The organism is Clostridium sp. SY8519, from assembly GCF_000270305.1.
Lineage (GTDB): Bacteria > Bacillota > Clostridia > Lachnospirales > Lachnospiraceae > SY8519.
Genome location: NC_015737.1, coordinates 2157055 through 2171791 on the forward strand (window position 1 = coordinate 2157055; position 14737 = coordinate 2171791).

At 48.1% G+C, this 14737-nt stretch carries 12 protein-coding genes, 1 pseudogene and 3 CRISPR repeat arrays; of the genes and pseudogenes, 8 read left to right on the forward strand and 5 right to left on the reverse strand.

Annotated elements, in window-relative coordinates:
• Positions 1–45: 45 nt before the first annotated feature.
• The 5 genes from cas7e to cas2e are packed head-to-tail and all read left to right on the forward strand — an operon-like array spanning position 46 to position 4370.
• The gene (gene cas7e / locus CXIVA_RS10070) at positions 46–1107 is read left to right on the forward strand and encodes a type I-E CRISPR-associated protein Cas7/Cse4/CasC (protein WP_013977922.1); all 1062 of its coding nucleotides are present in this window, start codon (positions 46–48) and stop codon (positions 1105–1107) included.
• Positions 1108–1122: 15 nt separating this feature from the next.
• Positions 1123–1842 carry a type I-E CRISPR-associated protein Cas5/CasD gene (gene cas5e / locus CXIVA_RS10075; RefSeq protein ID WP_013977923.1) on the forward strand — a complete coding sequence of 240 codons (720 nt, stop codon included), beginning with the start codon at positions 1123–1125 and terminating at the stop codon, positions 1840–1842.
• Position 1843: 1 nt separating this feature from the next.
• Positions 1844–2476: a type I-E CRISPR-associated protein Cas6/Cse3/CasE gene (gene cas6e, locus CXIVA_RS10080; RefSeq protein ID WP_013977924.1), complete on the forward strand. Its 633-nt coding sequence runs from the start codon at positions 1844–1846 to the stop codon at positions 2474–2476.
• A gap of 16 nt (positions 2477–2492) precedes the next feature.
• Positions 2493–3428, forward strand: a complete 936-nt coding sequence (cas1e, locus tag CXIVA_RS10085; RefSeq protein WP_347475627.1) for a type I-E CRISPR-associated endonuclease Cas1e — start codon at positions 2493–2495, stop codon at positions 3426–3428.
• Positions 3429–3434: 6 nt separating this feature from the next.
• A complete protein-coding gene (cas2e, locus tag CXIVA_RS10090) occupies positions 3435–4370 on the forward strand; it encodes a type I-E CRISPR-associated endoribonuclease Cas2e (protein ID WP_013977926.1) in 936 nt (311 codons plus the stop codon).
• Between the two features lie 76 nt (positions 4371–4446).
• Positions 4447–8073: a CRISPR direct-repeat array (repeat unit 28 nt; unit sequence GTAATTCCCGCGCGAGCGGGGGTGATCC).
• A 76-nt stretch (positions 8074–8149) separates the two neighbouring features.
• On the opposite strand, the gene CXIVA_RS10095 is transcribed toward cas2e, so the two are convergent.
• From CXIVA_RS10095 to CXIVA_RS10110, 5 genes and pseudogenes are all read right to left on the reverse strand, one after another.
• Positions 8150–9058 (reverse strand): IS3 family transposase, encoded by a 909-nt coding sequence (locus CXIVA_RS10095; RefSeq protein ID WP_041727858.1) that lies wholly within the window; start codon positions 9056–9058, stop codon positions 8150–8152.
• Entirely contained in the window at positions 9055–9342 is a 288-nt protein-coding gene (locus tag CXIVA_RS10100) for a transposase (RefSeq protein ID WP_013977790.1), read from the reverse strand. The genes CXIVA_RS10095 and CXIVA_RS10100 overlap by 4 nt, the downstream gene beginning before the upstream one ends.
• 106 nt (positions 9343–9448) lie before the next feature.
• Positions 9449–10208: direct repeats of the CRISPR family, unit length 28 nt; unit sequence GTAATTCCCGCGCGAGCGGGGGTGATCC.
• Between the two features lie 87 nt (positions 10209–10295).
• Positions 10296–10802 (reverse strand): annotated as a pseudogene (locus tag CXIVA_RS14395) (IS3 family transposase); the annotation flags it as partial.
• Positions 10803–10814: 12 nt separating this feature from the next.
• Positions 10815–11123: an IS3 family transposase gene (locus CXIVA_RS14515; protein WP_013977791.1), complete on the reverse strand. Its 309-nt coding sequence runs from the start codon at positions 11121–11123 to the stop codon at positions 10815–10817.
• 77 nt (positions 11124–11200) lie between these two features.
• Complete coding sequence (locus CXIVA_RS10110) at positions 11201–11488, reverse strand: transposase (RefSeq protein WP_013977790.1); 288 nt, start codon at positions 11486–11488, stop codon at positions 11201–11203.
• 95 nt (positions 11489–11583) lie between these two features.
• Positions 11584–12648: direct repeats of the CRISPR family, unit length 28 nt; unit sequence GTAATTCCCGCGCGAGCGGGGGTGATCC.
• A 723-nt stretch (positions 12649–13371) separates the two neighbouring features.
• Here CXIVA_RS10110 and CXIVA_RS10115 point away from each other — a divergent pair.
• The 3 genes from CXIVA_RS10115 to CXIVA_RS10125 all read left to right on the forward strand — a co-directional run bounded on the left by CXIVA_RS10115 (position 13372) and on the right by CXIVA_RS10125 (position 14546).
• Positions 13372–13704: a hypothetical protein gene (locus CXIVA_RS10115; protein WP_013977933.1), complete on the forward strand. Its 333-nt coding sequence runs from the start codon at positions 13372–13374 to the stop codon at positions 13702–13704.
• A 66-nt stretch (positions 13705–13770) separates the two neighbouring features.
• On the forward strand, positions 13771–14226 hold the full coding sequence (locus CXIVA_RS10120) for a hypothetical protein (protein ID WP_041727861.1): 456 nt from the start codon (positions 13771–13773) through the stop codon (positions 14224–14226).
• A gap of 110 nt (positions 14227–14336) precedes the next feature.
• Positions 14337–14546 (forward strand): hypothetical protein, encoded by a 210-nt coding sequence (locus CXIVA_RS10125; RefSeq protein ID WP_013977935.1) that lies wholly within the window; start codon positions 14337–14339, stop codon positions 14544–14546.
• Positions 14547–14737: the final 191 nt, after the last annotated feature.

The window sequence follows — 14737 nt, forward strand, 5'->3', positions numbered from 1 at the left end:
ACTAGTGGGTATAAAAGCAAAGACATAATAAAAGGAGATTAAAAAATGGCAGAAAATCGTTTCTATCTTGACATGCATGTAATTCAGACACTCCCGCCTTCAAATGTAAACAGGGATGATACGGGCAGCCCGAAAACTGCTGTATACGGCGGTGTGCGTCGTGCAAGGGTAAGTTCTCAGGCATGGAAAAGGGCAATGAGAAAATATTTCCTTAACGAATCTGAAGAGGATCTGGGAGTAAGGAGTCTCGATGTAGTGAAATATGTTTCGGATAGAATTCGTGCGGCTGATCCTTCTGTAAATGAAGAGAATGCAATGGATATGTCGGAAAAACTATTTAATGTTGCAGGAATTAAAACAAAAGATCAAAAAACAAAAGCGTTGTTTTTTTTAGGAAAAAAACAGGCAGAGGAGTTAGCTGCTGCCGCTATTCAAGGAGAGACAGATAAAAAGACTGTGCAGGAAATTTTCCGCAGCAATCCTGCGGTGGACATAGCTCTCTTTGGAAGAATGGTTGCGGATGACCCTTCTTTAAATGAAGATGCTTCAGCTCAGGTTGCCCATGCAATATCTACACATGGCGTTCAGACAGAGTTTGATTTTTATACTGCCGTTGATGACTTGGCTCCTGAAGATAATGCTGGCGCTGGCATGCTTGGAACAATTGAGTATAATTCTTCAACCTTGTATCGGTATGCCAATATTGCGATGCATGAGTTAAGCAAGCAACTTGCGGACAAAGAACAGACAATTCATGCAGCCAAATTGTTTGTTGAGGCGTTTGCCAATTCAATGCCGACAGGGAAAGCGAATACTTTTGCGAATCAGACACTCCCACAGCTTTTAATGATAAACATTCGCCAGGATAGACCGGTGAATCTGGTTTCTGCATTTGAAAATCCGATAAGTTCTAAGAATGGAATTGTTGTGCCGTCGATAAATCGTCTCTTTGATGAAGTTAAGAAAACGGAAAAATTTGTATCTGTTCCTGTTAAATCATTTTATGTTGTAGATGAAGATGTTAATAAACCGGAATGGGCAGTAGAGGAAGATACTCTTTCTGATCTTTTAAATGATTTTGCAGAAGCCGCAGGAATGCTTCTTTAAAGGCAGGTGATCGTTTTGAAAACGGTTTTACTAAAATTTGCCGGCCCTTTACAATCATGGGGTACGGATTCCCATTTTGAAACAAGACATACGGATACTCACCCATCTAAAAGCGGTGTACTTGGAATGATTGCGGCCGGTCTGGGATATGGTCGTGATGATGATGAAAATTTGTCCAAGCTGAATGCATTACAGTTTGCTGTTCGTGTTGATCAAGCCGGGCAGATTTTACGAGACTATCATACAGCGAAAAAATATAAGAAAAATGGTGAATTGGAAAGAACATATGTCACTAATCGGTATTATTTGCAAGATGCAGTTTTTCTTGTTGCTCTGAGCAGTGACGAAGAGAGTTTAGTGAATGATGTAAAAACTGCCGTGACATATCCATATTATCCAATTTTCTTAGGGCGGAGAGCGCTTCCGCCTACGGCGGAGTTGTTTCAGGGGATATATAATACAGATGCAGTTACTTTGCTGAAAGAATATCCCTGGCAGGCATCTGTACGGTATCAGCAAAGGCATAGCAACCGTATTCAGATCTATGCAGATTCTGTGTTATTGGACAGTAACAGTATTCGCCTTAGAAACGATATTGCCTGCTCATTTTCTCAAATTCAAGGGCGCAAATTCCGTTTGAGAAAAGAAGCCAGGATTACCGTGGATGCAGTGATACCGGACAAACCGGACAAAAAAGATGAGCATGATATATTTAAGGCGTTAGGAGAAGATTGATATGTACTTATCACGAGTAGAAATCGATGTCCGAAATAGAAGAAAAATAAAAGATCTGACTCATCTGGGAGCATATCATAACTGGGTGGAATGCAGTTTCCCAAATGAGTGGAAAGAGAGCATTCGAAGTCGGAAATTATGGAGAATTGATACCTTGCAAGGGCGGAGGTACTTGCTACTGGTCAGTGAAGAAAAGCCAGACTTAGAAAAGCTTGAAAAATATGGAATTCATGGAAGCGCTCAGACAAAGTCTTATGACAAGTTTCTTACTTCTATCACAGAGGGTGGAATATATAGATTTCGAGTGACATTAAATCCTGTAAAATCAATTTCTCGTGGGGAAGGAAAACGTGGCAGGGTTGTACCGGAGATTACAGCAACACAACAATTGCGGTATCTCGAAGAACGAGCTGATCAGTTAGGGTTTGAATTGATTCCTGATGAATATCAAATTGTAGAGAGGGGATGGGAGGCATTTAGAAAGCAAGGGCAGGAGATGATCCGTCTTAGCAAAGCAACTTACGAAGGTCTTTTGAAAATAACGAACAGGGATGTGTTTTATCATACACTGACCCGTGGAGTGGGAAAGAAAAAGGCGTATGGTTTTGGCCTTATGACAGTAATTCCGGTGTGAGAGGAGTAGTGTTATTGTGGCAGTTTTAAAAACAAAACTTTCAGAAATGCCTAGAATATCCGACAGAGTTACATACATCTATGTGGAACATTCAAAAATCAACCGTGTGGATGGTTCGATCACAGTTGCGGAAAGCAGAGGTATCGTCAGGATACCAGCTTCTATGATTGGCATTTTACTCTTAGGGCCAGGTACCGATATCAGTCACCGAGCTATGGAACTGCTAGGGGACAGTGGAACCAGTGTTGCATGGGTAGGGGAACAAGGCGTTCGGAATTATGCTCATGGAAGGAGTTTGTCCCATACATCTCGTTTTTTGGAATTACAGGCAAAACTGGTCAGCAATACTCGGTCAAGACTGCAAGTCGCTCGGAAGATGTATCAGATGCGTTTTCCGGAAGAAGATGTATCTTCTCTTACGATGCAGCAGCTTCGCGCAAAAGAAGGTGCCCGTATAAGAAAAATATACAGAAAAATGTCTGCCGAATACGGTGTAGACTGGAATGGAAGGACTTATGATCCTGATGACTTTGAAGGGGGCGACCCGGTTAATCAGGCTCTTTCTGCGGCTAATGTAGCGTTGTATGGATTGGCATACAGCGCTATAGCTGCTATGGGACTGGCTACTGGATTAGGATTTGTTCATACAGGACACGACTTATCATTCGTATATGATATTGCGGATCTGTACAAAGCTGATATTACAGTCCCTGTAGCATTTGAAATTGCCTCGGAGTACGAAGAAGGGGACAATGTTGGAAAAATCTCGCGACAAAAAGTTCGTGATAAATTTATTGGCGGGAAATTGTTTGCAACAATTGTCCGTGATATACAACTGTTATTCGGAATTAAAGAAGAAGAGCAATTGAATGTGGAACCGCTAAGTTTGTGGGATAACCGAGAGGGAAACATAAAGTATGGAATAAACTATAGTAACGAAAATGAGGATTAAGCGAACATGCCGTTTACTGTTATTGTATTAAAAAAAGTCCCAAATTCTTTAAGAGGGGATTTAACAAGGTGGATGCAGGAAATTGCAACTGGCGTTTATGTCGGCAGCTATAATTCCAAAGTAAGGGAATATTTATGGAAGCGTGTCACAGATACTGTGGGTCAAGGGGAGGCATCCATGTGTTATGCCTGCAGGAATGAGATAGGGTATTCTTTCTGCACTTGCAATACAGACAGACAGGTAGTTGACTACGATGGCATTCCGCTCGTTTTAATTCCTGCAAAAGATACGGAGGAAGAAAATATAGCGGGAATTTCAATGGGTTTTAGCAATGCCAATAAATTTCGTCATGCATGTCAGATGCGAAAGATTTCAGGAACAACTAAATTAAGTCCAGAACTGAACACTGGATGTTCCGGAGTTAATAACAGTAATAACCAGGATATTGTGTTTCTTGATATTGAAACTACAGGGCTTGATGCAGAATCTGATCAGATTATTGAAATTGGAGCCATAAAAATATCAAAGAATCGACAGACCGAGTTTCATAGATTGATTAATTCAGAGATGCATATTCCAGATATCGTGCAAAAGCTGACTGGGATTACAGAGGAAATGCTTAAAACAGGAAGCACGTTAGAGGACAGTATACGCGATTTCGATAGATTTATTCAATCTGCAGTTTTGATTGGATATAACGTGTCATTCGATATTAAATTTTTAAACAGAGCATTTGAAAGAATGTCCTTAAATACGATACACAATAAGACATTGGACTTATTGCGTGAAGCGAAAAGGGAAAACTGCTTTCAGGATAATTATAAGTTTGAAACAACTCTTAAAGAGTATGGTATCGATCAGTCAGTTTTTCATAGAGCACTTGAAGATGCAAAACTGGTGCAGTTATTATATAATAAGATGGGATTTGTGAAGAAGCTGTAAGATGGGATCGATTGAAAGTGAATAAAATCCCGTATGTTCAGAAGAAAAAATGGGGGATTTCTGGGATTTTTTTGCTGTAATTCCCGCGCGAGCGGGGGTGATCCTGAGCGTAAAATTGGTTAAAGAGTCGGATTTGAGTAATTCCCGCGCGAGCGGGGGTGATCCCGCCGCAAGGCTGTCAATCTGCTTCTGCATTGCGTAATTCCCGCGCGAGCGGGGGTGATCCTACTGGCGTTTAGCCATGCGGGTAACAAGGTAAGTAATTCCCGCGCGAGCGGGGGTGATCCTCCGTTCCATGCCATCCCAGCTTGCTTGTGGACGTAATTCCCGCGCGAGCGGGGGTGATCCTATATATACCGTCCTTAAAAATCGCGTCTGTGGGTAATTCCCGCGCGAGCGGGGGTGATCCCAGCCTGTGCCATTCTAGCGATGCTATTCAGCCGTAATTCCCGCGCGAGCGGGGGTGATCCTAACCAACCCTTCGTCCAGACGCTCTTTAAACCGTAATTCCCGCGCGAGCGGGGGTGATCCTGGAACGTTATCCAATTGTATCGCCTCCTTTCTGTAATTCCCGCGCGAGCGGGGGTGATCCCTCTTCCATAATTTCGAAAATATCATATGGTTCGTAATTCCCGCGCGAGCGGGGGTGATCCTGAGTTACACCGGTATGACAATTCGGGAACTTGGTAATTCCCGCGCGAGCGGGGGTGATCCTTGAAAGAAAGGCAGGAGAAAAAAGATGACTGAGTAATTCCCGCGCGAGCGGGGGTGATCCTCTGCATGAATCCATCGCCCACAGGCTCACCAGGTAATTCCCGCGCGAGCGGGGGTGATCCTGCGCAATCACGTTTTTGTTTTCTTCCGGCAATGTAATTCCCGCGCGAGCGGGGGTGATCCCGAGCGGACCGCCGAAGGGAGAGAACTTAGTGAGTAATTCCCGCGCGAGCGGGGGTGATCCTTCCACCGTCAAGCACGCTGATCTTTACACGGAGTAATTCCCGCGCGAGCGGGGGTGATCCTGCGCCGCAGCAGCGTGGGACGAAAAGAACGGAGTAATTCCCGCGCGAGCGGGGGTGATCCTCCACCGCCCGCATATGCGTCGCATGGAATTTCGTAATTCCCGCGCGAGCGGGGGTGATCCTCTGATTCGCCCTTCCCCAATAAATTTATGAAGGTAATTCCCGCGCGAGCGGGGGTGATCCCGCATGGAGCCGATCGAAAAAAAGATACAAGATGTAATTCCCGCGCGAGCGGGGGTGATCCTAATTTTATACGGCCGTTCTGGCCGGGCGGAGAGTAATTCCCGCGCGAGCGGGGGTGATCCCGGTGGTATCACGTGGTTTGCCAGCAAAAAGTTGTAATTCCCGCGCGAGCGGGGGTGATCCCGGCGTTTTGCACAAATTTAGAGCCAGACACCTGTAATTCCCGCGCGAGCGGGGGTGATCCTGCGCAGCGGCAGCCTGGGACGAAAAGAACGGAGTAATTCCCGCGCGAGCGGGGGTGATCCTATGTTTTTTTGTCATCCATTTTTCACCTCCTGGTAATTCCCGCGCGAGCGGGGGTGATCCTACTGGCGTTGAGCCATGCGGGTAACAAGGTAAGTAATTCCCGCGCGAGCGGGGGTGATCCCAGCACCATCATCATCGCGACATCATAGCCGTTGTAATTCCCGCGCGAGCGGGGGTGATCCTCAGCGCAATTTTTGCATGGCTTCCGACAACGGGTAATTCCCGCGCGAGCGGGGGTGATCCTCATTTTTACACCGGAGCAGGTGTACCAGGTAAGTAATTCCCGCGCGAGCGGGGGTGATCCTATCGCATCCATGCCAGCGCTTCCGGTTCTGGCGTAATTCCCGCGCGAGCGGGGGTGATCCCATGTGTACAGCTATGTGTTATGTACAACTGTCGTAATTCCCGCGCGAGCGGGGGTGATCCCGATGTGGATGCCTTCGCGGAAGCGTATCTTGCGTAATTCCCGCGCGAGCGGGGGTGATCCTATTCTTTGCTTTTGACTTTTGACCGTCCAAAAGTAATTCCCGCGCGAGCGGGGGTGATCCCGGCGAACGGCTAAACAGCATCGCTAGAATGGCGTAATTCCCGCGCGAGCGGGGGTGATCCTCAAGTAATCAACGTGATTCTTTCCGTCAATTAGTAATTCCCGCGCGAGCGGGGGTGATCCTCAGGTAATCCACGTGATTCTTTCCATCAATGAGTAATTCCCGCGCGAGCGGGGGTGATCCTGCGCCGCAGCAGCGTGGGACGAAAAGAACGGAGTAATTCCCGCGCGAGCGGGGGTGATCCTGCGCCGCAGCAGCGTGGGACGAAAAGAACGGAGTAATTCCCGCGCGAGCGGGGGTGATCCTGACAGCGACAAGGAAGACCTGAAGCGCGCGAAGTAATTCCCGCGCGAGCGGGGGTGATCCCATGGGATTGGCCATGGAAGGCGGCAGATCAGGGTAATTCCCGCGCGAGCGGGGGTGATCCCGGCGGACGAGGATTGCACGGTGATTGCTTAATGTAATTCCCGCGCGAGCGGGGGTGATCCCCAGCCATACACAGCGGCAATTTTTCCCGGCAAGTAATTCCCGCGCGAGCGGGGGTGATCCCAACAATCTGTGTGTAAGGACTAATCAACTCAAGTAATTCCCGCGCGAGCGGGGGTGATCCCACGGTTGACGTTCTGGCCAGAAGATCAATGTTGTAATTCCCGCGCGAGCGGGGGTGATCCCAACGGAAGTTGGACAGGATAAATGCATGTGGGGTAATTCCCGCGCGAGCGGGGGTGATCCCGAGCGATCCGCCGAAGGAAGGGGACTCAGCGAGTAATTCCCGCGCGAGCGGGGGTGATCCTGCTCGGAAGGTCATATCCTCTGCTTTGACGAGGTAATTCCCGCGCGAGCGGGGGTGATCCCAGGCGAACACCGGGAAAGGGCTGCAGTGGTTGGTAATTCCCGCGCGAGCGGGGGTGATCCTCACGGCATTTTTTAAAGCCCGTGAAAGCACCAGTAATTCCCGCGCGAGCGGGGGTGATCCCGCCGCGCCGCCGCAATTCTCTGCGCACGGAAGGTAATTCCCGCGCGAGCGGGGGTGATCCTGCTGAGAAAGGCAAACAAAAAAATGTCGTTGGGTAATTCCCGCGCGAGCGGGGGTGATCCCCCTCGCAAGCAGGCCCCACGCAAGTCGGCTCCGTAATTCCCGCGCGAGCGGGGGTGATCCTACGGCGATCCTGACGGCCTGGGCGATCTGCAGGTAATTCCCGCGCGAGCGGGGGTGATCCTCCGACAAGAGGCCGGCCATCAGCAACCATGTAGTAATTCCCGCGCGAGCGGGGGTGATCCTGGATTGACTACGCAAAGCCCTGCGATAATGGGGTAATTCCCGCGCGAGCGGGGGTGATCCTACCATTAGTCAAGATTCCGAACTTTGCTTTTGGTAATTCCCGCGCGAGCGGGGGTGATCCTAATTGCACTATCTTTGATATTTTGTAAATTCAGTAATTCCCGCGCGAGCGGGGGTGATCCCTTTGTCCCCTGTGCCTTTGGCGCATAATTCCCGTAATTCCCGCGCGAGCGGGGGTGATCCTGCCATATTATGATCTGATTCTTTGATCCCAAAGTAATTCCCGCGCGAGCGGGGGTGATCCTCACCCCGGATGTAAAGCACGTCACTTTTTATGGTAATTCCCGCGCGAGCGGGGGTGATCCTCACATCACAGGAATTGGAAATGCTGGTCCTATGTCAAGATTTAGCGCAAGTTAAAATGAGAAATTTATCCTTATCTTAACTTACTAAGAGCAGTTCGTCTGTCTGCTCGTATAGCTTTTCAAAGTCATCCGGTGACATATAATCGCAATGGCTATGAATACGTTTGGTATTATAAAAGGCTTCGATATACTCAAATACCAGGCGATATGCCTGCTGATAATCACGTATTTTAAAACGATTCAGCCATTCCCGTTTGATCAGTGCATGAAATGCTTCAATGCATGCATTATCCCAGGGAAAAGCCTTTTTCGAGTAGCTACGCTGCATTTTTACAGTAGCATCTCGATATGCCTTAGATACATACTGACTTCCTCTGTCACTGTGGATAATCAATGGAAGCTCTGTGTTCCGTTTGGCTTTCGCTTTGTTGATGGTATCAATCACACAGGATACCTCTAATGTCTTGCTAAGTGTCCAGGCAATAATCTTGCGGGAAAACAGGTCCATAATACTTGTCAGATAGACAAAGCCATCGACCGTCCAGATATACGTGATATCACTGCACCATACCGCATTGGGACGATCAGGGCTAAACTGTTCATCCAGGAGGTTTTTCAGTTCGTAACTCAAATCAGAGTCTATGGTAGTGATGGTCCATGGTTTCACCCATTGGGCTTTGATCCCCATTTCCCTCATACATTTTCCAACGGTACGTTCTGAGATGATCTCTCCCCTCTGACGTAGTTTTTTTGTTATTTTAGGGGCTCCGTAGTTTTGCTTCGATTCCTCATAAATATCCTGTATTTTTCTTTTTATGTATTCCCTGCGTTTTTCTGTATCAGAAGGAGTACGGTTCAGCCAGGAACGATATCCTGACCGTGAAACGCCTAAGTATTTCAGCATTCCGGAGACGGAAACCCGGCGGCCCTGTTTTCTGGCAGCTTCCGTCTTTTTAGAAACCCCGAGATAAATAGCTTCTGTTATTTTCCCAGAATGCTGATTGCTTTTTTTAGTACATCAAGTGCATCTTTGGCATCACGGAGTTCACGTTTCAGACGAGCGATTTCTTTCTGCTCATCGGAGGCGTAATTACCGGAACCACGAACAGTAATATCGCCAGACTCCCGGAACTCCCTCAGCCATCTTGTCAGGGTGCTGTAACCTACACCGAGATTTTGGGCACAGCCACGAACACCTAGCTCCTTGTGTTCGAAATAATACTGGACTGCATCCAGTTTGAACTGTTTGTCATGTTGCCTTGCCATCATGAGATCCTCCTCCAGTACGATGTTTCTATTGTATCATGTATTGTCTATTTGGGACTTTCTCATTTTGACTTGCACTATTTATATTCTAGTACCATGCTTATCATTGGTAATTCCCGCGCGAGCGGGGGTGATCCCATACCGGTTTGTATGGGATCCGTGCCGCCCGGGTAATTCCCGCGCGAGCGGGGGTGATCCCTTTGTCCTTTGCACTGATCCCGTCAGCGCTATGTAATTCCCGCGCGAGCGGGGGTGATCCTGATTCCGGCATCAAGGCCACCTCGTCAAAAAAGTAATTCCCGCGCGAGCGGGGGTGATCCCACGGGACGGGCTCCCATATTGATAGTGCCAACGTAATTCCCGCGCGAGCGGGGGTGATCCTATAAGACGGTGATTTCACTTTAATTCTATGAAGTAATTCCCGCGCGAGCGGGGGTGATCCTCTTAAAATCCGGATCCTGCGCGTACCGGTAAGGTAATTCCCGCGCGAGCGGGGGTGATCCCGCTGGCCGAAGCGTTCATAGATAAACATGAACGTAATTCCCGCGCGAGCGGGGGTGATCCCAGGAGGCTGACCAGATTGCCGACATTCTTAGCGTAATTCCCGCGCGAGCGGGGGTGATCCTGAAAGAAACTCACCCAAAGCAGTACGATTATAGTAATTCCCGCGCGAGCGGGGGTGATCCCAGGAAAAACTCAACCGGCTAAAATACATATACGTAATTCCCGCGCGAGCGGGGGTGATCCCGCCCGGATATCATCCGGGCAAGCTTGAAAAGTGTAATTCCCGCGCGAGCGGGGGTGATCCCATAAAGGAGATGCTTGACGATGGCAAAGAAGGGTAATTCCCGCGCGAGCGGGGGTGATCCTCAGACCCTCTCTCTCTCAATTTCTTGAGATAGGTTGGTCCTATGTCAAGATTTAGCGCAAGTTAAAATGAGAAATTTATCCTTATCTTAACTTACTAAGAGCAGTTCGTCTGTCTGCTCGTATAGCTTTTCAAAGTCATCCGGTGACATATAATCGCAATGGCTATGAATACGTTTGGTATTATAAAAGGCTTCGATATACTCAAATACCAGGCGATATGCCTGCTGATAATCACGTATTTTAAAACGATTCAGCCATTCCCGTTTGATCAGTGCATGAAATGCTTCAATGCATGCATTATCCCAGGGAAAAGCCTTTTTCGAGTAGCTACGCTGCATTTTTACAGTAGCATCTCGATATGCCTTAGATACATACTGACTTCCTCTGTCACTGTGGATAATCAATGGAAGCTCTGTGTTCCGTTTGGCTTTCGCTTTGTTGATGGTATCAATCACACAGGATACCTCTAATGTCTTGCTAAGTGTCCAGGCAATAATCTTGCTGGAAAACAGGTCCATAATACTTGTCAGATAGACAAAGCCATCGACCGTCCAGATATACGTGATATCACTGCACCATACCGCATTGGGACGATCAGGGCTAAACTATTCATCCAGGAGGTTTTTCAGTTCGTAACTCAAATCAGAGTCTATGGTAGTGATGGTCCATGGTTTCACCCATTGGGCTTTGATCCCCATTTCCCTCATACATTTTCCAACGGTACGTTCTGAGATGATCTCTCCCCTCTGACGTAGTTTTTTTGTTATTTTAGGGGCTCCGTAGTTTTGCTTCGATTCCTCATAAATATCCTGTATTTTTCTTTTTATGTATTCCCTGCGTTTTTCTGTATCAGAAGGAGTACGGTTCAGCCAGGAACGATATCCTGACCGTGAAACGCCTAAGTATTTCAGCATTCCGGAGACGGAAACCCGGCGGCCCTGTTTTCTGGCAGCTTCCGTCTTTTTAGAAACCCCGAGATAAATAGCTTCTGTTATTTTCCCAGAATGCTGATTGCTTTTTTTAGTACATCAAGTGCATCTTTGGCATCACGGAGTTCACGTTTCAGACGAGCGATTTCTTTCTGCTCATCGGAGGCGTAATTACCGGAACCACGAACAGTAATATCGCCAGACTCCCGGAACTCCCTCAGCCATCTTGTCAGGGTGCTGTAACCTACACCGAGATTTTGGGCACAGCCACGAACACCTAGCTCCTTGTGTTCGAAATAATACTGGACTGCATCCAGTTTGAACTGTTTGTCATGTTGCCTTGCCATCATGAGATCCTCCTCCAGTACGATGTTTCTATTGTATCATGTATTGTCTATTTGGGACTTTCTCATTTTGACTTGCACTATTTATATTCTAGTACCAGGTAATTCCCGCGCGAGCGGGGGTGATCCTACTTCATCATTGCATTTGCAACGTTATCTGAAGTAATTCCCGCGCGAGCGGGGGTGATCCTGTAATTAGATGTGTAGACACTGACGGAATAGCGTAATTCCCGCGCGAGCGGGGGTGATCCCGGCTACAAGTTCAACCAAAATAGCGGTTTCGGGTAATTCCCGCGCGAGCGGGGGTGATCCGCTGAAACACTTAAATGCCCTGTTTGTGGCTCAGTAATTCCCGCGCGAGCGGGGGTGATCCCGTGGTGTAACTTTGCCCTGATATACATTCATAGTAATTCCCGCGCGAGCGGGGGTGATCCCCAGTGGAACGGTCCCGCCGGGTTACAATTAAAGTAATTCCCGCGCGAGCGGGGGTGATCCTGCTGGCGGTGATCCGGACACCGAGAACGGCGCGTAATTCCCGCGCGAGCGGGGGTGATTTTGCTGTATGCTTCACTGCCAAACCTGCCAGAGCGTAATTCCCGCGCGAGCGGGGGTGATCCCGGTCATAGCAGTCCGGACAGATGAACGGATGCGTAATTCCCGCGCGAGCGGGGGTGATCCCCGCCACGCTCCGACAGGCTCCGCGCCCATGCCGTAATTCCCGCGCGAGCGGGGGTGATCCTGTGCTGCGCCGCATGATTTCCTTTTTCGGCTTGTAATTCCCGCGCGAGCGGGGGTGATCCTTATATCAGATACCGGTTGTCGCTACGATAGCAGTAATTCCCGCGCGAGCGGGGGTGATCCCCAGTCAGAGCGGAATGCAAGCGAAATAAAAACGTAATTCCCGCGTGAGCGGGGGTGATCCCGGGAAAACGTTGATCGTTTCAGGCAGATCGGCGTAATTCCCGCGCGAGCGGGGGTGATCCTCAAAATAAAAAGCCCCTACGTCCTTCAGCGCAGTAATTCCCGCGTGAGCGGGGGTGATCCCACTTTTAACGGGTTTTGTTAAATCCAATTTCGGTAATTCCCGCGTGAGCGGGGGTGATCCCATCGCAGTTCCTCCTAAAACGTTTCTTCGCTTGTAATTCCCGCATGAGCGGGGGTGATCCGCAATATCTGACGATGAATCAGATCCAACAACTTTTGCAATATATTTTTTGTTGTCTGAAGTTGTAACGCCTATTTTTGAGGCTCCGTTTACCACATGGGCACATGTAACAATGTATCCGTCCTTGGATACGACAACACCGGATCCTGCTCCGCCCGATACCTGTGCTCCGAACCATGACTGGCTTGTCTGCAGGTTCTCTGTGGTGATGGCAACAACGCTTGAGCTGATCTTCTTGGCTACCGATGCGGCACTGCCTGTACTGCTGGCCGATGTCGCTATGCTGCCGCTGTCGCTTACCGTATTTATGACAACGTTTCCCGTGCCCTGAGTATAGATGTAGAACGCGCTTCCTGTAGCACCGGCCATGGCACACACAGCAAGGGCGGCTGCCTTTTTCAGGAGACCGCTGCCTTTTGGCTTGCGGATCATCTGGTGGAGGTTTTTTCTGTTTCGTTCGTTTCTGTTTCTGCTTTGCATAATAGGCTTTATCACTTCTTTCTTCTGTTTTTCTTTGCACCCTAAATATGCTTTAAAACCGTGGAAAAGATGGCTCAGAAAAATGTGAAAGTGTTGGAAATGCATATACGTATGCAGAAAAAGGAAAGGCGGCTTCTTTGATAAGATTTCCTTGTGCCAAAACACATACAAGGAGGAATTTTTATGCATACATTTCTTATTGATTCAGCAGTGACATCCTATCTCGGCTTTGAAAAGGGCAGGTATGAAACAGGAAGAAGACAGACTCAGCGATGATTTCACTGAGTATGTTCAGAAGCTGACTGAAAAGGTTCTGAAAAGCCCTTCCCTGAAAAGAGTGACTGTCGGCAGCAGTCATGAGCTTTTTCAGTATTTTTCAGAGGATCTTGCCAATGTGACAAAAGATATTGCGGGGCATTTCTATTCGGCAGGCAGTCAGGCTGACATTATGCCGGATGCGACACTGATCACGGCAAAGGGGAAACTTGACGGGGAAAGAGCCATTATCATCATCAGAACAGACCATAAGCCTGCACCGTTCAGCAGCGCCGCAAAGGATGACGTGCGTATTGTGTGAAGACAGCTTCTTCCGTCATCGCCGAAGGCAGATGAGGCGGTTGTTGTCTGCTATGATTCACAGCGCGTGTTCATCATTGAAAAAAAGTATACCGTGGACGGAAAATCCGAAGCGATTCTTAACAGCTCGTGGATCCATGGTGATGCTTCAATGACGGACCGCCAGAAGGAAAATGCAGTAAAGAGGATCATCAGAAAGGTGCAGAAGGAAACGCAGGATGAAATGTATATTCCAAAGCTCAAATCAGTTCTTTCCCAGAATGCCGTTACTGAGTCTCCTGTGAACGTCAAGGAAGTCATCGAAGATGTCATTGGTCAGGAGGCTGATCAGTACATGAAGGCGGAAGGCGTCGGAGAGAAGGATGAGATGCAGAACTATTCTGATTCTTCAAAAGTTACAGTCACCACCGATACGGGCATCAGAATCACTGCTGAGGCTGATGACGTTCTGAAAGGAAAAGATATCAGGATCGATGACGGAAAAATTATCATTTCCGGATTCAGTGAATACAAAATCAGCTGATGATTTTTATCGGGAACTCAGTTCCCGATTTTTTTGTTTTTCATGGTTGAAGAAAAGCCTTCTGATGATCCATATTAAGGGCGACTAAAAGAAATAATGGAGGAAAATATATGAAAAAGAATTTTAAAGAATATATGGAAGGCTATGATGCAGCGTTAAAGCTGCATCATGAGGCATTCCACGCATACTGCATGGAGATGCGGGAAGCTGCTCCAACAGCAGTAAAGGAGGCCCTGCAGACAAACTACAGGACTCTGCTTCTTGCGATCAGGAAGCAGGAGCTTGATGATCTCAGGAAGGAGCAGAAGGGCAGGGGGTAACTCCTGCTTTTTTGTTTCCCCGTATGCAGAAAAAGGCTGATGCACCACTTCTGGTAGAATAGAAATAGGGAAGGGGAGATGGATATGAATGCAATATCAGCCATTATCAGCGGACACTTTTCTGCAGGTGTATCCGCCGTACTCGTTCTGTCAGGAATCCTGGCGTATGCGGGGCTATATGTGATGTGCCC

What these genes read in the sequence shown, in the direction of transcription:
- CXIVA_RS10115 (WP_013977933.1), top strand. Translation starts at nt 13,372, where the DNA reads ATGAAACAGGAAGAAGACAGACTCAGCGATGATTTCACTGAGTATGTT.
- CXIVA_RS10100 (WP_013977790.1), bottom strand. Translation starts at nt 9,342, where the DNA reads ATGATGGCAAGGCAACATGACAAACAGTTCAAACTGGATGCAGTCCAG.
- cas2e (WP_013977926.1), top strand. Translation starts at nt 3,435, where the DNA reads ATGCCGTTTACTGTTATTGTATTAAAAAAAGTCCCAAATTCTTTAAGA.
- cas7e (WP_013977922.1), top strand. Translation starts at nt 46, where the DNA reads ATGGCAGAAAATCGTTTCTATCTTGACATGCATGTAATTCAGACACTC.
- CXIVA_RS10110 (WP_013977790.1), bottom strand. Translation starts at nt 11,488, where the DNA reads ATGATGGCAAGGCAACATGACAAACAGTTCAAACTGGATGCAGTCCAG.
- cas6e (WP_013977924.1), top strand. Translation starts at nt 1,844, where the DNA reads ATGTACTTATCACGAGTAGAAATCGATGTCCGAAATAGAAGAAAAATA.
- CXIVA_RS10125 (WP_013977935.1), top strand. Translation starts at nt 14,337, where the DNA reads ATGAAAAAGAATTTTAAAGAATATATGGAAGGCTATGATGCAGCGTTA.
- CXIVA_RS14515 (WP_013977791.1), bottom strand. Translation starts at nt 11,123, where the DNA reads ATGCTGAAATACTTAGGCGTTTCACGGTCAGGATATCGTTCCTGGCTG.